The sequence below is a fragment of the Actinacidiphila glaucinigra genome (genome assembly GCF_900188405.1).
Taxonomy (GTDB): domain Bacteria; phylum Actinomycetota; class Actinomycetes; order Streptomycetales; family Streptomycetaceae; genus Actinacidiphila; species Actinacidiphila glaucinigra.
This window is the reverse complement of record NZ_FZOF01000004.1, coordinates 370,245-388,300: the sequence shown is the minus strand read 5'-3', so window position 1 is coordinate 388,300 and position 18,056 is coordinate 370,245. Positions and strand designations below refer to the sequence as shown.

The 18,056-nt window shown below is 74.3% G+C and carries 14 protein-coding genes; 7 read left to right on the top strand and 7 right to left on the bottom strand.

Annotation, left to right across the window (positions count from 1 at the left end; translation table 11 throughout):
• Positions 1 to 63: 63 nt before the first annotated feature.
• Positions 64 to 1,068: an aldo/keto reductase family protein gene (locus tag CHF15_RS10785; RefSeq protein WP_089223450.1), complete on the bottom strand. Its 1,005-nt coding sequence runs from the start codon at positions 1,066 to 1,068 to the stop codon at positions 64 to 66.
• Between the two features lie 213 nt (positions 1,069 to 1,281).
• Positions 1,282 to 2,145 carry a DUF6528 family protein gene (locus CHF15_RS10780; protein ID WP_089223449.1) on the bottom strand — a complete coding sequence of 288 codons (864 nt, stop codon included), beginning with the start codon at positions 2,143 to 2,145 and terminating at the stop codon, positions 1,282 to 1,284.
• 69 nt (positions 2,146 to 2,214) lie between these two features.
• Here CHF15_RS10780 and CHF15_RS10775 point away from each other — a divergent pair, with 69 nt between their 5' ends.
• Positions 2,215 to 2,793 (top strand): GNAT family N-acetyltransferase, encoded by a 579-nt coding sequence (locus tag CHF15_RS10775; RefSeq protein WP_179279728.1) that lies wholly within the window; start codon positions 2,215 to 2,217, stop codon positions 2,791 to 2,793.
• Positions 2,794 to 2,868: 75 nt separating this feature from the next.
• Positions 2,869 to 5,268, top strand: a complete 2,400-nt coding sequence (locus tag CHF15_RS10770) for a Tex family protein (RefSeq protein WP_089223448.1) — start codon at positions 2,869 to 2,871, stop codon at positions 5,266 to 5,268.
• Positions 5,269 to 5,328: 60 nt separating this feature from the next.
• On the opposite strand, the gene CHF15_RS10765 is transcribed toward CHF15_RS10770, so the two are convergent.
• The 4 genes from CHF15_RS10765 to CHF15_RS10750 all read right to left on the bottom strand — a co-directional run bounded on the left by CHF15_RS10765 (position 5,329) and on the right by CHF15_RS10750 (position 11,710).
• Positions 5,329 to 6,843, bottom strand: coding sequence for an alpha/beta hydrolase (locus tag CHF15_RS10765; protein ID WP_245938762.1), 1,515 nt, complete (start codon positions 6,841 to 6,843; stop codon positions 5,329 to 5,331).
• Positions 6,844 to 6,986: 143 nt separating this feature from the next.
• Complete coding sequence (locus CHF15_RS10760) at positions 6,987 to 8,555, bottom strand: alpha/beta hydrolase (RefSeq protein ID WP_245938761.1); 1,569 nt, start codon at positions 8,553 to 8,555, stop codon at positions 6,987 to 6,989.
• A 15-nt stretch (positions 8,556 to 8,570) separates the two neighbouring features.
• Positions 8,571 to 10,100 carry an alpha/beta hydrolase gene (locus tag CHF15_RS10755; protein WP_089223445.1) on the bottom strand — a complete coding sequence of 510 codons (1,530 nt, stop codon included), beginning with the start codon at positions 10,098 to 10,100 and terminating at the stop codon, positions 8,571 to 8,573.
• A 47-nt stretch (positions 10,101 to 10,147) separates the two neighbouring features.
• Positions 10,148 to 11,710, bottom strand: a complete 1,563-nt coding sequence (locus CHF15_RS10750; RefSeq protein ID WP_089223444.1) for an alpha/beta hydrolase — start codon at positions 11,708 to 11,710, stop codon at positions 10,148 to 10,150.
• A gap of 310 nt (positions 11,711 to 12,020) precedes the next feature.
• Between CHF15_RS10750 and CHF15_RS10745 the strand changes: the two genes are divergently transcribed.
• From CHF15_RS10745 to CHF15_RS10730, 5 genes are all read left to right on the top strand, one after another.
• Positions 12,021 to 14,009, top strand: a complete 1,989-nt coding sequence (locus CHF15_RS10745; RefSeq protein ID WP_089223443.1) for a Xaa-Pro dipeptidyl-peptidase — start codon at positions 12,021 to 12,023, stop codon at positions 14,007 to 14,009.
• Positions 14,010 to 14,102: 93 nt separating this feature from the next.
• On the top strand, positions 14,103 to 15,443 hold the full coding sequence (locus tag CHF15_RS10740; protein WP_089223442.1) for an MFS transporter: 1,341 nt from the start codon (positions 14,103 to 14,105) through the stop codon (positions 15,441 to 15,443).
• Positions 15,444 to 16,560: 1,117 nt separating this feature from the next.
• Positions 16,561 to 16,941, top strand: coding sequence for a hypothetical protein (locus tag CHF15_RS10735; RefSeq protein WP_143681549.1), 381 nt, complete (start codon positions 16,561 to 16,563; stop codon positions 16,939 to 16,941).
• 84 nt (positions 16,942 to 17,025) lie between these two features.
• The gene (locus CHF15_RS44815) at positions 17,026 to 17,196 is read left to right on the top strand and encodes a hypothetical protein (protein ID WP_179279727.1); all 171 of its coding nucleotides are present in this window, start codon (positions 17,026 to 17,028) and stop codon (positions 17,194 to 17,196) included.
• A 120-nt stretch (positions 17,197 to 17,316) separates the two neighbouring features.
• Positions 17,317 to 17,499, top strand: coding sequence for a hypothetical protein (locus CHF15_RS10730; RefSeq protein WP_089223440.1), 183 nt, complete (start codon positions 17,317 to 17,319; stop codon positions 17,497 to 17,499).
• A 24-nt stretch (positions 17,500 to 17,523) separates the two neighbouring features.
• Here the strand turns inward: CHF15_RS10730 and CHF15_RS10725 are convergent, their stop codons facing one another.
• Positions 17,524 to 18,024: a VOC family protein gene (locus tag CHF15_RS10725; protein ID WP_089223439.1), complete on the bottom strand. Its 501-nt coding sequence runs from the start codon at positions 18,022 to 18,024 to the stop codon at positions 17,524 to 17,526.
• Positions 18,025 to 18,056: the final 32 nt, after the last annotated feature.

The following is an 18,056-nucleotide window of genomic DNA, read 5'->3' as shown; positions in this document are numbered from 1 at the left end:
GCTGAGGCGCACCCGCGCCCCGGCCCCGCGGTCCGTGCGGACCGCGGGGCCGGGGCGCACCGCTCAGGAGCGGTGCGGAGGGACGTTCTCGTGGACCCGCTTGGGGTCGGTCTCGGCGACCGGCTCCAGGATCTCCTCGATGCGCGCCATCAGCTCCTTCTCCAGGACGACGCCGGCCGCCTTGGCGTTCTCCGCGACCTGCTCGGGGCGCGAGGCGCCGACGATGGCCGCCGAGACGTTGGAGTTCTGCAGCACCCACGCCACCGCCAGCTGGGCCAGGGACAGCCCGGCCTCCGCGGCGAGCGGCTGGAGCCGCTGGACGGCGTCGAGGACGTCGTCGCGCATCCACCGCGAGATCATGCCCGCGCCGCCCTTGTCGTCGGTGGCACGCGAGCCCGCCGGGGGCTCCTGCCCCCGCCGGTACTTGCCGGTCAGCACACCCTGCGCGATCGGCGAGAAGACGACCTGGCCCATGCCCAGCTCCTCGCAGGCCGGGACGACCTCGCCCTCGATGATCCGCCACAGGGCGTTGTACTGCGGCTGGTTCGACACCAGCGGGACGCGCAGCTCCCGCGCCATGGCGTGGGCGCGCCGGATCTGCTCCGCGGGCCACTCCGAGACGCCGATGTAGAGGGCCTTGCCCGAGTGGACGACGTCGGCGAACGCCTCCATCGTCTCCTCGAGCGGGGTGTCCACGTCGTACCGGTGCGCCTGGTAGAGGTCGACGTAGTCGGTCTGCAGGCGGCGCAGCGAGCCGGTGATCGACTCCATGATGTGCTTGCGCGACAGCCCGCGGTCGTTGCGGCCCGGACCGGTCGGCCAGAAGACCTTGGTGAAGATCTCGATGCCCTCGCGGCGCTCGCCCTTCAGCGCCTCACCGAGGACGGACTCGGCACGCGTCCCCGCGTAGACGTCGGCGGTGTCGAAGCTGGTGATGCCGACGTCCAGTGCCGCGCGCACGCACGCCGTGGCGGCGTCCGCCTCCACCTGCGAGCCGTGGGTGAGCCAGTTGCCGTACGCGATCTCGCTGATGACCAGGCCGCTACGGCCGAGATGGCGGTATTCCATGGGAGCGAAGCCTCCGGTGGCGTGTCCGTGGGTGCCGGCCGGCCGGGTGCTGGCGCACCGGGGCCCGCCGGGGGCGCGGCGCCCGGTCGGGCGTCGGCCGCAGAAAAGGTGGCAGGGGCAAATACATCTGATCATTACATGCCCCCGTCCGGGCGCGGGGGCCGGTCCCCCGGTCGCCCCCGGTCGCCGCGCCGGCCCGCCGGTACCCCGGCCTCAGCGGAAGTCCGGGGTCCACAGGCGCACCGTCGCGAACTCCGCTCCGGGACGGGTCCGCGCGTACACCGGCGTTCCGTCGGCGTCGAGGAACTCGACCGTCGGCCCGCCCCAGCCACGGGGCCCCGCCGCCTGCGAACGGGCCCGGATGCGCGTCCCGGTCGGCTGGTTGGTGTACGCGCTCACCCCGCTCGCCCCGTCCACCTGCCGGTACCTGCGGGTCGCGACGTCCAGCCGGTACACCCCGTAGGTGTCGGTGAACCACAGCGCCCCCGGGTCGCCGTACACCGGCTGCAGATCGCGGCCCTCGCCCTCGAAGCGGACGGCGCTGTGCTCGGTCAGCGTGGTCGCCGTGCCCCGGCCCGACACCGCGTAGCGCACCAGCCGCTCGGCGCCGATCGCCCACAGCGCCCCGTGCTCCGGGTCGTACAGCACCCCGCGCGCCCGCGGCAGCGGCACGGTGCGGAACGGCGCGCTCTGCTCGGTGTCCGCGTACAGCCGCAGTCGGCCGGGCGCCCCGGAGGCCACCACGATCACCCCGCCCGGGATGCGCTCGATCGCGTGCGGGCTGTCGGCCGGGGTCACCGTCTGCCACACGATCGCCCCGGTGTCCTCGCGCACCATCGCCGCCCGGCCGCCGGACGCGGCCACGAGCACCACCCGCCCGTACGCCTGCGTCCTGCGCAGCCGCACGTCCGACAGGTGCTGCCAGCTCGTGCCGGCCCCGCCCGGCGCACTCCAGCGCCAGGTCACGGCGGCGGGTCCCGACCAGTCGGCGGCCTCGGGGTCGAAGACCAGGACGCCGTTGCAGGACTGGTCCGCCGTGGCGATGGGATGGCTCTTCCGCGCGGCGTGCCGCGTCATGTCGTGCCCCCGTACGTCGTTGACGTGCCAACGAATATTCGGAGGATAGCGACGGCACGTGCTGCCACGATGGGCCGCGTGACCGTACCGCGACCGAACGTCCACGCTTCGCCCGTATGGGAGATCGCCCCGCTCGCCGTTGACGACGCCGTCTCGAAGGACCTGCTGTGGAGGTACTACGACGACATCGTCAGCCGCTACTACGGCAGGCCGATGACCCGGGGGGAGATCGACGACCTGCTCACCGAGCACACCAGTGACGACCTCTCCGGGACCTCCGGGCGCTTCCTCGTCGGCCGCCACGGTGGCCGCCCGGCGGGGTGCGCGGGCGTCCGCCTCCTCGCCCCCGGCGTCGCCGAACTCCGCCGTGTCTGGGTCGCCCCGGCGGCCCGCCGCACCGGCGGGGCCGCACTGCTGGTCGGGGCCGCGGAGCGCGCGGCGCGCGACCACCTGGGCGCGGACGTGATCCGCCTGGACACCCGGGCCGACCTGGTCGAGGCACGGACCCTGTACGCGAAGCTCGGCTACCACGAGATCGCCGACTACAACGGCGAACGCTACGCCGACCACTGGTTCGAGAAGCGCCTGCACCCGCACTCCGGCCCGCACTCCGGTGCGGACTTCGGCCCGGACTCCGGCGCGGCATAGGCCCAGGCTCGCGGCCGGACGGCCGGGCTCGGCAATAATGCACCGGTAGTCCAGCCAGAAAGCAGGTCGCACATCGTGACGACAACGGTCTCGGTCGAGCGCAGGATCGCCGAGGAACTCGGCGTACGGGAAGGTCAGGTCACATCGGCAGTCGAGCTGCTCGACGGCGGCGCGACCGTGCCGTTCGTGGCCCGGTACCGCAAGGAGGCGACGGACGGCCTCGACGACGCCCAGCTGCGGACGCTGGAGGAGCGCCTGCGCTACCTGCGCGAACTGGACGAGCGGCGGGCCGCGATCCTGGAGTCCATCGACTCCCAGGGCAAGCTCGACGACGCACTGAAGGCGCAGATCCTCGCCGCGGACTCCAAGGCCCGCCTCGAGGACATCTACCTGCCCTACAAGCCCAAGCGGCGCACCAAGGCGCAGATCGCCCGCGAGGCCGGCCTGGAGCCCCTCGCCGACCGCCTCGTCGGTGATCCGTCCCTGGACCCGCAGGCCGAGGCCGCCGGCTTCGTCGACGCCGACAAGGGCGTCGCCGACGCCGCGGCGGCGCTGGAGGGCGCCCGGTCGATCCTCACCGAGCGGTGGTCCGAGGACGCCGACCTCGTCGGCGAACTCCGCACCCGGATGTGGGAGCGGGGCCGGCTCGTCGCCAAGGTGCGCGAGGGCAAGGAGGAGGAGGGCGCGAAGTTCGCGGACTACTTCGACTTCGCCGAGCCGTACACCAAGCTCCCCTCGCACCGAGTGCTCGCCATGCTGCGCGGCGAGAAGGAGGAGGTCCTCGACCTCACCATGGAGCCCGAGGAGCCCGTCGAGGAGGGCCCCTCCACCTTCGAGCGCAAGATCGCCCACCACTTCGGCATCACCGACCGCGGCCGCCCCGCCGACAAGTGGCTCGGCGACAGCGTGCGCTGGGCCTGGCGCACCCGCTTCCTCGTGCGGCTCGGCCTCGACCTGCGCGTCCAGCTGCGCCAGGACGCCGAGGACGAGGCGGTCCGGGTCTTCGCCGCCAACCTGCGCGACCTGCTGCTGGCCGCCCCCGCCGGCACGCGCGCCACCATGGGCCTGGACCCGGGCTTCCGCACCGGCGTCAAGGTGGCCGTGGTCGACGCGACGGGCAAGGTCGTCGCCACCGACACCATCTACCCGCACGTGCCGCGCAACCAGTGGGACGCCTCCATCGCGACCCTCGCCCGGCTCGCCGCCGCCCACAAGGTCGACCTCGTCGCCATCGGCAACGGCACCGCCTCCCGCGAGACCGACAAGCTCGCCGCGGACCTCGTCAAGCGCCACCCGGAGCTGAAGCTCACCAAGGCCGTCGTCTCCGAGGCCGGCGCCTCGGTGTACTCCGCCTCCGCCTACGCCTCCGCCGAGCTGCCCGAACTCGACGTGTCGCTGCGCGGCGCGGTGTCCATCGCCCGCCGGCTCCAGGACCCGCTCGCCGAACTCGTCAAGATCGACCCCAAGTCGATCGGCGTCGGCCAGTACCAGCACGACCTGTCCGAGGTGAAGCTCTCGCGCTCCCTCGACGCGGTCGTCGAGGACTGCGTGAACGGCGTCGGCGTCGACGTCAACACCGCCTCCGTGCCGCTGCTGCGCCGCGTCTCCGGGATCACCGAGGGCCTGGCCGCCAACATCGTCGCCCACCGCGACACCAACGGCCCGTTCCGCCGGCGCACCGCCCTGAAGGACGTGGCCCGGCTCGGCCCGAAGGCGTACGAGCAGTGCGCCGGCTTCCTGCGCATCCCCGACGGCGACGACCCGCTGGACGCGTCCAGCGTGCACCCCGAGTCGTACCCGGTCGTACGGCGCATGAGCACGGCGGCGGGCACCGACATCAAGGCGCTCATCGGCAACGCCACGGTGCTGCGCGGGCTGAGGCCGCAGGAGTTCGTCGACGACACCTTCGGTCTGCCGACGGTCAGCGACATCCTCTCCGAACTGGAGAAGCCCGGACGCGACCCGCGGCCCGCCTTCAAGACCGCCGCCTTCAAGGAGGGCGTGGAGGAGCTCAAGCACCTCGAGCCCGGCATGGTCCTGGAGGGAGTCGTCACCAATGTGGCGGCCTTCGGCGCCTTCGTGGACGTCGGCGTCCACCAGGACGGTCTCGTGCACGTCTCGGCGATGTCCCGGAACTTCGTGAGCGACCCGCGCGAGGTCGTCAAGCCCGGCGACATCGTCCGCGTCAAGGTGCTCGACGTCGACATCCCGCGCAAGCGCATCTCCCTCACCCTCCGCCTGGAGGACGAGGCGGGCGCGCCCAAGGGCAACGCCGGCGGCGGCGGCCGCCAGGAGCGCGGTCCCCGCCCCGAACGCCAGGAGCGCGGTCCCCGTCCCGACCGCCGGGGCGGCAACCCGCCGCGCCAGTCCCGGGGCGACCGCGACCGTCCGGCCCCCGGCGGCGCCATGGCCGACGCCCTGCGTCGTGCCGGGCTCGACAAGGGCCTCGGCGGAGGCAACGGACGCCGCGGCTGAGCCCGCTGCCCGAGGCGCGCTCTTCCCGGCCGTGCGGGGGGAGCGCGCCTCGGCGTGTCCTCAGTGGCAGACCGTGCCGGCGGGCGGGAGCCGGCCGCTGAGCAGGTACCGGTCGACCGCGGCGTCGACGCACGCGCTCCCGGGCTGCAGGTAGGCGGTGTGCCCGTCGCCGTCCCAGGTGACGAGCCGAGCGGAGGGGAACAGCCGGGTGAGCGCCTGCGACCAGGCGTACGGGGTGGCCGGGTCGCGCAGGGTGCCGACGACCAGGATCGGCGCGGTCGGGGGAGCCGAGAAGGCCTGAGCGGGGCGGGCCGGGCCGACGGGCCAGTGGGCGCAGGTGGTGAGCAGCGCGGAGTAGTACGCCCCGAACTGGGGCGAGGCACGCCGGAACGCGGGGAGCAGCGCCTCCGCCTGCGCGGGAGTGAACACGGGCCCCAGTGCCGCGCTCAGGCAGCTGACCGCCGTGAACCCGACGTCGGCGACGGCCTCCTCCTCCGCGGCGGAGAGCCGCTGCAGGGCGGCGGTGTCGCCGGCCGGGGCGACCATCTCGCCCAGCGCCAGGCGCAGTTCGTCCCACGCGGGCCTCTTCAGCGCCGCCAGGACGATGCGGAGCAGATCGGCCCCCGTGACGGCGACGTCCTTGCCCTCCCGCCGCGGGCTCCGGTCGAGACGGGCCACCAGGGCGTCCAGGACCCGGCCCGCCTCCGCCGGGGAGCGGCCGACGGGGCAGCCGGGGCGGCGCGCGCAGTCGGCGGCGAAGGCCTCCCAGGCCACCTGGTAGCCGTGTGCGGGATCCAGGAAGCGGCGGTAGCCGTCGATCGTGGGGTCGACGCCGCCGTCGAGGACCATGCGGCCGACGCGGGAGGGGAAGAGCTCCGCGTAGGTGGCGCCGAGGTAGGTGCCGTAGGAGAAGCCGAGGTAGTGCAGCCGCTCGTCACCGACGAGGGCGCGCACCAGGTCCAGATCGCGGGCGGCGTCCGGGGTGCCGACGTGGGGCAGCAGCCGGCCGGAGTGCCGTAGGCACGCGTCGGCGGTCTCCGCGCGCGCCTCGTCCAGGGCCTCGAAGTCCGGCTTCCCGCCGGCGAACGGACGGGAGCCGGTGGCGGGAGCCGGCGCGGCGGAGCCGCAGTCCAGCGGGGTGCTGGCACCGACACCGCGCGGGTCGACGGCGACCAGGTCGTAGGCGGCGCGCATCGCGGGGGAGAAGTCCTCGGCGATCCCCCGCAGGCCGTCGATGGCGGAGTCCCCGGGGCCACCGGGGTTGTACAGCAGCGAGCCGATGCGTTCCGAGGCGGTCCCCGTGGACCTCAGGCGCGTGACGGCCAGGGTGATGTCGCCCGACTCGGGGTGGGCGTAGTCCAGCGGCGCCGCGAGGGTCGTGCACTGGTAGGACGGCTCGTCCTCGCACGGTTGCCACACGGGCCGCTGCGTGTAGTGGCGGGCCGGTTCCGGCCGCACGTCAACGGAGCGGGCCGCACCGAGCGCTGCCAGGCGGGTCGCGGCGGGCGGCTTCCCGGCGTGCAGCCAGGCGCACGCGGTCGCGAGCAGAGCGCAGGCGCCCACTGCCGCGACCATGCGGTGTCGTCCCCTCCCGGGTCCGTGGCCGGTGTGCCGGACAGCGTCCATCGCCCTGCCTTCCCCATGTCGTGCTGAAGTGGTGCGTGGTGAAGTGGTGCGTGGTGACGTGGTACGTGGTGACGTCCGTGACGCGGTGCCCGTCAGCGGCATACGGTGCCGTCCGGTGGGAGCCGGCCGTGCAGGAAGTAGTCGTCGACGGCGGTGTCGACGCAGCGGCTGCCGCGCTGGTAGGCGGTGTGCCCGTCTCCGTCCCAGGTGAGGAGCCGGCCCGAGGAGAGCTGGCGGGCCAGGGCCCGGGCCTGGTCGTAGGGGGTGGCGGGGTCGCGGGTGGTGCCGACGACGAGGATGGGCGGGGCGCTGCGGGCGGTGATGCGGTGCGGCACCTGGGTCGGGCGGGCCGGCCAGTGGGCGCACATCGGGAGGAACCCCGCGTAGTAGGCGCCGAATTGTGGTGCCGCACGGCGGAACTCGGGCACGGCCGCACGAGTCTGCGCGTCGGTCGACCGCGGACCCAGCGCGGAGCTCAGGCAGTTGACCGCCGCCAGGGACTGCTCACCCGGTCCTCCGGCGTCGTCCGTGCCGAGGAGCAGTCGCCGGGTGGCGGCGTCGCCCGCCTGCACCTCGCGGAGCAGGGAGCGCAGTCCGGCCCACGTCCGCGTCGCGAGTGCCGAGGTGACCGCGGTGAGCAGATCGTCGCCGGTGGCGGAGACGCCGCGGGCGTTCACCTTCCGGGAGGCTTCGTCGAGTTCCGCGACCAGGCCGTCCAGGACGCGGCCCGCGTCCCGGAGCGAGTGGCCGACGGGGCAGCCGGGGCGGGAGACGCAGTCGGCGGCGAAGGCGTCCCAGGCCACCTGGTAGCCGCGCGCCATGCCGAGGGTGGCGCGGAAGGCGTCCATGCCGGGGTCGACGGCGCCGTCGAGGACCATGCGGCCGACGCGGGAGGGGAAGAGCTCCGCATAGGTGGCCCCCAGGTAGCTGCCGTAGGAGTAGCCGAGGAAACCCAGCCGGTCGTCGCCGAGCAGCTCCCGTACGACGTCCATGTCCCGGGCGGCGTCGGGGGTGCCGACGTGGGGCAGGAGGTGTCCGACGTTCCGTGCGCACGCGCCGGCGATCAGCGCGAAGCCCGACCCGGGCCCCACGGCCTCCTCTTCGTCCTCGGGGGCGGGCAGCGAAGTGCCCGTCCCGCAGTCGACCGGGGCGCTGCGCCCCACCCCTCGGGGGTCGACGCCGACCAGGTCGTACGCGGCGCGTATCGCGGGGGAGAAGCCGTCGGCGAAGGACAGGAGGTCGTCGACCGCCGACACTCCGGGTCCGCCGGGATTGAGCAGCAGCGAGCCGAGCCGGGCCGCGCGCGGACCGGTGGCCCGGTGGCGGGCGACCGCCAGCCGGATGTCGCCCGCCTCCGGACGGGTGTAGTCCAGGGGCACCGTCACCGAGGTGCACCGGAACGACGCCGCTTCCCGGCAGGGCCGCCAGTCCAGTCGCTGCCGGTAGTAGCGGGACACGTCCGGCGCCGACGCCGCCGACGCCGCCGCGGACGCCGCCGCAGAGGCGGCGGAGCCGACCGGAGTGGTCGCGGTCGCGGGCCGCTTGGTGCCCGCCGGCCGGTGCGGGCGCTGGGGCGAACAGGCGGCCAGCACCAGGCAGGCGCTCAGCAGCCCGGCCGCGATGCGCCCGCGCCTGCCGGACCGGACACCCGTGGCCCGCACGGCGGCCACCGCCCGTCAGACGCAGACCGTGCCGGAGGGTGGGAGCTGACCTTGTGTCAGGTAGTCGTCGACGGCGCTCTCGACGCAGGTGCTGCCCTGGTGGTAAGCGGTGTGCCCGTCGCCGTCCCAGGTGAGGAGCCGCCCGGAGGAGAGCTGCCCGGCGAGCGCCTGCGCCCAGGGGTACGGGGTGGCCGGGTCACGCAGAGTGCCCACGACCAGGATCGGCGCCGCCCCGGCCGCGGTGATCGGGTGCGCGGACTGGTCCGGACGGACGGGCCACTGGGTGCACATCGGCAGGGTCCCGGCGTAGTACGCGCCGAACTGCGGTGCGGCGCGCCGGAAATCGGGCAGCGCCGCCTGCGCCTGGGCGACGGTCGACCACGTTCCCAACGTGGAGCTCAGACACGACACGGCGTAGTACGACTGGTCGCCCGGGTCGCTCTCCTCGTCCACGCCCAGGAGCGCCTGCACCGCCGTGGTGTCTCCGGCCCGCAGCTGCGCGAGCGCGGCACGCAGCGCCTCCCAGGCCGGGGACCGCAGCCCCAGGACGACCGCTCCGAGGACGGAGTCTCCCGTCACCGTGATGTCCTTGCCCTGCCGCAGCGGAGTCCGGTTCAGCGTCGCCACCAGGGTGTTCAGGATGCGGTCGGCCTCCTGGACCGAGTGCCCGACGGGGCAGTCGGGCCGGGTGGCGCAGTCGGCGGCGAAGGACTTCCAGGCGACCTCGTAGCCGCGGGCCTGTCCGATCGTGAAGTCGTATCCGTCCAGGGCGGGGTCGACGGCGCCGTCGAGGACCATGCGGCCGACGTGGGAGGGGAACAGCTCGGCATAGGTGGCGCCGAGGTACGTGCCGTAGGAAAACCCCAGGTAGTGCAGCTGCTTGTCGCCGAGCACGGCGCGTATGACGTCCATGTCGCGGGCGGCGTCCAGGGTACTCACGTGCGGCAGCAACCGCCCCGCGTGGCGGCGGCATTCGGCCGCGACCTCCGCGTAGGCCGCGGCCGAGGCGCCGATGTCCGCCCTGCGCGCACCGGGGTCCGGGGCCGCCGCGGGGGTCCCGGTGGCGCAGTTCACCAGGGTGCTGGCGCCGACGCCGCGCGGGTCGACCGCGACCAGGTCGTACGCGGCGCGCACCGCGGGGGAGAAGGAGTCGGCGTTGCCGAGGAGGTAGGCGATCGCGGACGAGCCCGGGCCACCGGGGTTCATCTGCAGCGAGCCGACGCGCGCGGCGCCGCTCCCGGTGGCCTTCTGGCGTATCGCGGCCAGGGTGATGTCGCCCCCCTCGGGGTGGTCGTAGTCCAGCGGCACCTCGATGTCGGCGCACTGGAACGACGGCACCCCGGCGCAGGCCTTCCAGCCCGGTTTCTGCCCGTAGTAGCGCGCCAGTTCCGCCGGTACGGCGCCGGCGGCACCCACTGCGGGTGCGGCCGCGAGCGCCCCGGCCGGAGTCTGCCGGAGGTCGCCCGCCGCGCACGCGGTGAGCAGCAGCCCGCAGCTGCCGAGCACGGCGACGAAGCCGTGGAGCCTGCGTCGGGGTGCGTTCATGGCCACGCCTTTCTGTGCGCCGCGCGGAGCGCGGGGCGGGTGGTCAGTCAGCGGCAGACCGCGCCGGAGGGCGGGAGCAGACCGTGCAGCAGATAGTCGTCGACGGCGGTGTCGACGCAGCGGCTGCCGCGCTGGTAGGCGGTGTGCCCGTCGCCGTCCCAGGTCAGGAGCCGGCCCGAGGAGAGCTGGCCGGCCAGGGCCCGGGCCTGGTCGTAGGGGGTGGCGGGGTCGCGGGTGGTGCCGAGCACGAGGATGGGCCCGGCGCCGTGGGCGCTGACGCGGCGTGGGACCTGCGTGGGCCGCGCGGGCCAGTGGGCGCACGTCGACAGGTCCTCGTTGTAGAACGCGCCGAACTGCGGCGAGGCCCGCCGGAACTCGGGCAGCGCCGCGAGCGTCTGGGCCGGGGTCGAACGCGATTCGAGCGCGGAGCTCAGGCAGTTGACCGCCGTCATGGACTCGTCACCGGTCGCGTCGTCCTCGGAGCCCACGAGTTCCCGCAGCACAGTGGCGTCGCCGGCCCGCACACCGTCGAGCAGCGAGCGCAGCGTCTCCCAGTCGGGCGCGCGCAGTGCGGTGACGACCGCGCCGAGCAGGGCCTCGCCGTCGAGACGGTCGTCCTTGCCCTGCCGAAGGGGCGCGCGGTCGAGCGCGGCGACCAGCGCGTCCAGGGTCCGGCCCGCCTCCTCGACGGAGTGGCCGACCGGGCAGCGGCCGCGGCCGGCGCAGTCGGCGGCGAAGGAGTCCCACGCGATCTGGTAGCCGCGGGCCTGGTTGAGGTAGGCGTGGTAGCCGTCCATGGCAGGGTCGACGGCGCCGTCCAGGACGACCCGGCCGACGCGGGAGGGGAAGAGCTCGGCGTAGGTGGCGCCCAGGTAGGTGCCGTAGGAGAAGCCGAGGAAGTGCAGGCGGTCCTCGCCCAGTACGGCGCGGACGACGTCCATGTCGCGGGCGGCGTCCAGGGTGCCCACGTGCGGCAGCAGCCGCCCGGCGCGCCGGGCGCAGTCCTCGGCGACCTCCGCGTGGTAGGCGGCCCAGGTGTCGATGATCGCGGCCTCGTCCGAGGAAGGCGTTCCGCGCGTCCCGGCGCCCGGCAGGCCGGTGGCACCGCACTCCACCGGTGTGCTGTGCCCGACGCCGCGCGGGTCGACCGCGACCAGGTCGTACGCGGCGCGCAGGGACGGGGAGTAGCTGTCGGCGTAGGCCAGCAGGTCGTCGACGGCGGAGAGGCCGGGCCCACCGGGGTTGATCTGGAGCGCGCCGATACGCGCGGCGCCGCGGCCGGTGGCGGGCCTGAGGATCGCGGACAGCGCGATGTCGCCCGCCTCCGGGTGCGCGTAGTCCCGCGGCACCCTGAGGCTCGCGCACTGGAACGACCGCTCGGGGCAGGGCCTCCAGCGCGGGTTCTGCGTGTAGTAGCGCCGCAGGTCCACGCGGATCGCGGCGTCGGACGCACTCGCGGAGGCCGTCGCGGTAGGGACGGGTCCGGCGGTTCCGCCCGAGTGCCTCACGGCGGTGCACGTGGCGAGCAGCAGCCCGAACGCCACCAGCACGGCGAGCGTGCAGATCAGGCCGCGCCGGGGTATTCGGCCCGAGGCCGGGACAGCTTTCATCGCCACGCCTTCGTTTCCGCCCGTTGGGAGACGCGGGGCCGGTCGGCATCGGTGAGCGGCCGCGGGGACGGGTCCGGGCGCCGCGCCCCGGCAGGGAGCGGTCACGCCGTCGCCCCCGTCCTCCGGCTGCGTAACCAGGTCATCACAGATCGTGTGCGGGGGACCGCCGGGCTGAGCCGAACGCGTGAACCCGGCGCGCCGGCCCTGTGTCGCGCAGCGCCACAAGTGCCCGCGCGGCCACGCAAGTTGTCCGGTATCGCTCTGGCCCCTCGGGCGGGACCGCGGCTAGCTTCCGCGGGTGCCTTCACCCATGCGCACCACCCGCCCCCGTACCGACCGCATCCGCATACGAACGACCTCCCTGGTGGCGACCGTGATCGCCGCCCTCGCCGCCGTCCTCCTCCCCGTGGCCACCGTGCAGGCCGCCTCCGCCGCCGGGACCGTCCGGCACGGGCTGAGCCGGCCGGACTACTCCTACGCCGACGCCGTCCGCGAGGCCGTCTGGGTCGAGACGGGCCGCGACGACGACGGCGACGGCCGCACCGACCGGGTCGCCGCCGACATCGTGCGGCCCCGCGAGCCCGCGGCCGCCGGCCGCAAGGTCCCGGTGATCATGGACGCGAGCCCCTACTACTCCTGCTGCGGACGCGGCAACGAGGGCCAGTTGAAGACCTACGACGACCAGGGCCGCATGGTCCAGGCCCCGTTGTACTACGACAACTACTTCGTCCCGCGCGGCTACGCAGTCGTCCTGGTCGACCTGGCCGGCACCAACCGCTCCGACGGCTGCGTGGACGTCGGCGGCCCCTCCGACATCGGCTCCGCCAAGGCCGTGATCGACTGGCTGAACGGCCGGGCCAAGGGCTGGACCTCCCGCACCGGCTCCCGGCCCGCGAGCGCCCGCTGGTCCACCGGCGACGTCGGCATGATCGGCAAGAGCTGGGACGGGACGATCGCCAACGGCGTCGCCGCGACCGGGGTGCGCGGCCTGCGCACCATCGTGCCGATCAGCGCCATCAGCTCCTGGTACGACTACTACTTCCAGCAGGGTGCCGCCCTCTACGGCTCCGGCCCCGACTGGCTGTCGGACTACGTCGAGAGCCCGGCCGCCCGCGCCCGCTGCGGCGCCGTGCAGCAGCGCATCGTAGACGGGGCACCCCGCAGCGGCGACTGGACCAGGTTCTGGAGCGAACGCGACTACACCAAGGACGCCGGGAAGGTCCGCGCCAGCGTCTTCGCCGTCCACGGCATGCAGGACCTCAACGTCCGCACCAAGCACTTCGGCCAGTGGTGGAGCGCGCTGGCCGCGCACGGCGTGGAACGCAAGGTGTGGCTGTCGCAGACCGGCCACGTCGACCCCTTCGACTTCCGGCGCGACGCATGGGTGTCCGCCCTGCACCGCTGGTTCGACCACTACCTGCTCGGCGTTCGCAACGGCGTGGAGCGCGAGCCCGGTGCCGACGTCGAACGCGCCCCCGACCGGTGGACGACCGACCGCTCCTGGCCGCCCGCCGGCACCGAACCCACCCGGCTGAACCTGCGCCCCGGCGCCGTCCCCGGCCAGGGCGGCCTGAGCACCGCCCCCGCCGTGCCCGGCAGCACGGCGGCCTTCACCGACACGCCGCAGGAGTGGGAGGAGGACTGGGCCGCCGGGGCGGACACCCCGAGCGACTCCAGGGCCGTCTTCACCACCGGCACCCTCAAGCGCGACCTGAGGCTTTCCGGCAGCGGAACGGTCACCGTCACCGCGTCCTCCTCGACCACCAGCGCACACCTCTCGGCGGTCCTGGTCGACCTCGGCCCGGACACAGTCCGGGACTTCCTGGGTGCCAAGGAGGGCATCGTCGACCTGGCCACGCGCTCATGCTGGGGCGAGAGCACGGAAGGCGACAGCGCCTGCTTCCGCGACACCGCCACCGACGCGGCCGACGTCACCCACACCGTGGTGAGCCGCGGCTGGGCCGACCTCGGGCACGCCGCCTCCGCGTGGCAGGGGCGTCCGCTCGTCCCGGGCCGGGCGTACACCGCCACCGTCACCCTGGCCGCCACCGACCACGTCGTCCCGGCCGGGCACCGGCTCGCGCTGATCGTCGCCGGCACCGACGGGGGAATGGTCGAGCCCCCCGACACCACCCCCACCGTCACCCTCGACCTGGCCCGCTCGCGTGCCCTGCTGCCGCTCGTCGGCGGAGCGCGCGGCCTGGCCGCGGCGGCCCCGCACGCGCCCGCCGCACAGCGCGTCGCGGACGTCCCGCCGGCCCCGCGCCGCACCGCGACCACGGTCCCCACGGGGCGCTGACCCCGGCCCTGCCCGTCCGCCCTCACGCCAGGTGAGGGCGGGCGGGTAGTGTCAGCGGGTCAGCGATAGTTGTACGAGGAAGCAACAGCACCCGTGGACAGCAGCAAGAAGACCGCCGAGGACGCCCCCGCCGACGAACCCACCGCGGACCGCGTCACAGCGGCCGGCACAGCCGCAGAGGACCGCAGCGCCCGCCGCGGACGCTGGCTCATGGACACCCGCCCACTGCGCCACCCCGCCTACCGCCGCCTGTGGAGCTCCACCACGGTGACCGCCGTGGGCAGCCAGCTCACCGCCGTCGCCGTACCCAAGCAGATCTACGACATCACCGGCTCGTCCGCGTGGGTCGGCTACTCCAGCCTCGCCGGGCTGGTCCCGCTGGTGGTGTTCGCCCTGTGGGGCGGGGCCGTCGCCGACAGCGTGGACCGGCGCAAGCTGATGCTGCTCACGAACATCGCCATCGCCGTCACCTCGCTGCTCTTCTGGGTACAGGCCTTCGCGGGAGCGCACTCCGTCTGGTTGCTCATGGTGCTGCTCGCCGCCCAGCAGGCGGCGGCCGGCATGAACGCCCCCGCGCGCAGCGCCGCCATCGCCCGTCTGGTGCCGGCGGAGGAACTGCCCGCAGCCATCGCGCTCGGCTCGACCGTCATGCAGACCGGCCTGATCGTCGGCCCGCTCCTCGCCGGCGTCCTCATACCCGTCATCGGCCTGGCCGACCTCTACCTCATCGACGCGATCGCCCTCACCGCGACCGTGTGGGCGGTGTGGCGACTGCCCGCGCTGCCGCCCCTGGAGGCGAACGGCTCGCCCGTCGCCCGGCGCGGCGGCTGGCGCGAGGTCGGCGCCGGCTTCCGCTACATCACCGCGCAGCGCATCCTGCTGCTGTCCTTCCTCGCCGACATCGTCGCCATGGTCTTCGGCATGCCGCGCGCCCTGTTCCCGCAACTCGCCGACACCACCTACGCCTCCTGGAACGAGGGCTTCGCACTCGGCCTGCTGTACGCGGCCATCCCGATCGGCGCCGTCGCCGGGGGACTGTTCTCCGGCACCTTCTCCCGCGCGAAGCGCCACGGCCTGATGGTCGTCATCGCGGTCTGCGGCTGGGGCGCGGCGATCACCGGACTCGGGCTCAGCGGCAGCCTGTGGTGGGCCGCGGGATTCCTGGCGCTGGCCGGATTCGCGGACATGGTCTCGATGGTGTTCCGCAGCGCCATCCTGCAGTCCGTCGCGACGGACGACATGCGCGGGCGCATGCAGGGTGTCTTCACCGTGGTGGTCGCGGGCGGTCCCCGGCTGGCCGACCTCCTGCACGGCACGGCCGGCTCCGCGTTCGGGACGCGCGGCGCGGTCGCCGTGGGCGGTGTGCTCGTGGTGGTCGTGATGCTGGGCCTCGCGGCGGCGTTCCCCGCGTTCACCCGGTACCGGGGGGCCTGAGCCGGGGGGTGGTGCCGAGCGCCCCGTCTCCGCTGTGGCGGTTCCCGGCGGCGACCCGGCCGCCGCCCCGTCCCGGTCGGGCACACGGGGGGCGGGGGCACGTCCGCGAGGTTCCGGGCGGCGCGCCGTCCCTGATCGTACCGGGTGCGGTGTTCGGGGCGGCCGAGGGGACCGCCCGGCGCGCCGCCGTAGTGTCGAGGGGTGCCCCTTGCGGCCCGTTGTTGTGTGCGGGTCGTTTGCGCCTGCGGGCGGCTGCGCCGGGCTGCCCGGTTGTTGTGTGCGGGTTGTGTGCGCCTGCGGCGGGCTGTCCCCGCCCTCCCTCCCGATTGCCCGGCGCGATTGGTGCGGGCCTCGCGCGGTTCGTGGTGGGCCGGGGTCGGGGCCTCCGGGGTGGGCATTCTGTACCGCATATTTATGTGCATGGCGGGCGGTACTTGTCGTGACCGTCTGTGCCGCACAACAAATACACGTCAGCGTCCAGAACGCCCACCCCTACGACCCCGCCCCCTCCGTATCGATGAGCGACCAACGGCCGGTGGGGGGTGATGGGGTGCGTCCCTCCGCGCACCGTTGGAAGCTGCCCTCACCAGGGGGTCCCCCGGCTGCAGGCCGATCGAAGGTGCGCGCACCGGTAGCGCGGCCGACTCACCGGCATCGAGCCGGATGGTGTGGGCGTTCGGTGAGGCGCGTGCGGTAACCCCGGACCGCTCTATACCCCCCTCCGGCCGTCATGCGCCCATACGACCGGAGGGGGTGTGGCGGGGTGCGCCCGGAAACGACGAGCGGCGGACCCGGGCGCCGAATGATGTGGACGTAAACCGCGAGCGTTGAGGACGTGCGCCGGCGCGGCCCCGACCCACATACAGACGGAGCGCAGGCCCGCACTGACCGCGCCGGGCAATCGGGAGGGCGGGCGGGGAAACAGCCCGCCGCAGGCGCAACGCACCCGCACCCGACAACGCGCCGCAAGGGACCGCCCGCGCGAAACCATGACGCACCCGCAGCCCCCCACATTGCGCCCCCCGGGTGAACGCGTGAGTCGATCAGCCCAGTGACCCACGGGGTTCCGGCGCACCGCCGGTTAAGAGTGGGGGGTACGCATCCGGAGGAGCAGCGCATGCCGCATGCCGCAGCGGGACGTTCCCGTCGGGTCCCGGCAGGGGCCGCGGTCGGGCTTTTCGCGGCGCTGGTGTGCCTGCTCCACGCGTTGTGCGCACCGGGGGTCGTGGCCCTGCAGTCGCCGGAGCCGACGGCGTCCGTCGCCGCCGCCACGGACGACCGGGGCAAGCAGACGCACAACCTCCCGGCGAGCGTCGGGCGGCGGACCGCCCCGCAGGCCGGTCCCCAGCAGCGGGCCGGAACCGTCCAGGGGCACGCGGCGGACGCCGTCCACGACACCTGCCCCCCGGACCCCGTCGGCGCCGCGCTCCACGGCCCGGCCCGGCACGTCGCCCCCGCGGGCAGACCGGACCACCTGCACCTCGTCCTGCGCTGCTGACGGGGCCCTGCGGCCGCCGCATGTGCGGCCCGCCGCAGCGCAGCCCCACACCCGTCAGGAAGAACCCCGCAGGAGGACCCCGCCATGCCCGTGGACATCTACGCGGCCCTGGGCGCGCTCGTGCGCGCCGAGGCGGCCCGTCACCGCGAACGGCCGGCCGCCGCCGACCGTCCGGAGAACACCCCCGAGTGCGCGACGGCGCCGGACGCGCCCCCGCAGGAACCCAGGGAACTGACCGAACGCCACCACGAGTGAGACCCGGGCGGTCGCGCCCTGCCCGGTGTCGGGCAGGGCGCGCCGTACGGGGGAACCGTCGCGTGTGATGCCGCGTTTACCCCAGTGAGTGCGGCACGTGCCGCAGACGGAGGCGGGAAGATGTCCAATCGCGCGAAGGTCGCCGTCGGCGGCGTGGCCGTCGGCCTGATCCTGTTGTGGGTGCTGCCGGCGTGGCTGGCGCTGCTGATCATCGTGGGCGTCCCCGTGGCCGCCTACCTCACCCTGGACCCTTCCCAGCGGCGCAGGCTGCGCCGGTCCGGCAGGCGCCAGATCGGCAAGTGACGGCGCGCGGGGCGAGGTCGTCCCTCAGGTGACGGAGCCCGCGGCCGCACCGGTGGTGAGGTCGGGACCCCAGCGGTCGAGTGATGCCTGCAGGTCGAGGGGGAGGGGGCGGGTGACTCCCTGCTCCTCGGGCCAGTCCTCGCGGGGGACGCGCCACATGACCTCGAACTCGTTGCCGTCCGGGTCCTTGGCGTACAGCGACTTCGACACGAGGTGGTCGCTGGAGCCGACGAGCGCGTCGCGTTCGGTGAGCAGCCGGGCGGTGTCGGCCAGTTCACGGAGTGTGCCGACCTCCCAGGCCAGGTGGTAGAGCCCGACGCGGCCCTGTTCGGGGCCGGGGGCGTCGGGGCCGATGGCGAACAGTCCGAGGTCGTGGTCGTTGAGGGTGTCCTCGGCGCTCAGGAAGGCGGCGCGGCCGGGGATCTCCGCGTCGACCTTGAAGCCGAACACGGCGGTGTAGAACTCGACGGAGCGCGCGACGTCACGGATGTAGAGCACGGCGTGGTTCAAACGGCGAACAGGCATGGTCTGAGATTACGCGGCTATCGTTGAAAGTT

Excerpts from the sequence above, each read along its gene's own strand:
- CHF15_RS10785 (WP_089223450.1), bottom strand. The coding sequence starts at position 1,068 with ATGGAATACCGCCATCTCGGCCGTAGCGGCCTGGTCATCAGCGAGATC.
- CHF15_RS10780 (WP_089223449.1), bottom strand. The coding sequence starts at position 2,145 with ATGACGCGGCACGCCGCGCGGAAGAGCCATCCCATCGCCACGGCGGAC.
- CHF15_RS10775 (WP_179279728.1), top strand. The coding sequence starts at position 2,215 with ATGGGCCGCGTGACCGTACCGCGACCGAACGTCCACGCTTCGCCCGTA.
- CHF15_RS10765 (WP_245938762.1), bottom strand. The coding sequence starts at position 6,843 with ATGGTCGCGGCAGTGGGCGCCTGCGCTCTGCTCGCGACCGCGTGCGCC.
- CHF15_RS10755 (WP_089223445.1), bottom strand. The coding sequence starts at position 10,100 with ATGAACGCACCCCGACGCAGGCTCCACGGCTTCGTCGCCGTGCTCGGC.
- CHF15_RS10750 (WP_089223444.1), bottom strand. The coding sequence starts at position 11,710 with ATGAAAGCTGTCCCGGCCTCGGGCCGAATACCCCGGCGCGGCCTGATC.
- CHF15_RS10745 (WP_089223443.1), top strand. The coding sequence starts at position 12,021 with ATGCGCACCACCCGCCCCCGTACCGACCGCATCCGCATACGAACGACC.
- CHF15_RS10735 (WP_143681549.1), top strand. The coding sequence starts at position 16,561 with ATGCCGCATGCCGCAGCGGGACGTTCCCGTCGGGTCCCGGCAGGGGCC.
- CHF15_RS44815 (WP_179279727.1), top strand. The coding sequence starts at position 17,026 with ATGCCCGTGGACATCTACGCGGCCCTGGGCGCGCTCGTGCGCGCCGAG.
- CHF15_RS10730 (WP_089223440.1), top strand. The coding sequence starts at position 17,317 with ATGTCCAATCGCGCGAAGGTCGCCGTCGGCGGCGTGGCCGTCGGCCTG.
- CHF15_RS10725 (WP_089223439.1), bottom strand. The coding sequence starts at position 18,024 with ATGCCTGTTCGCCGTTTGAACCACGCCGTGCTCTACATCCGTGACGTC.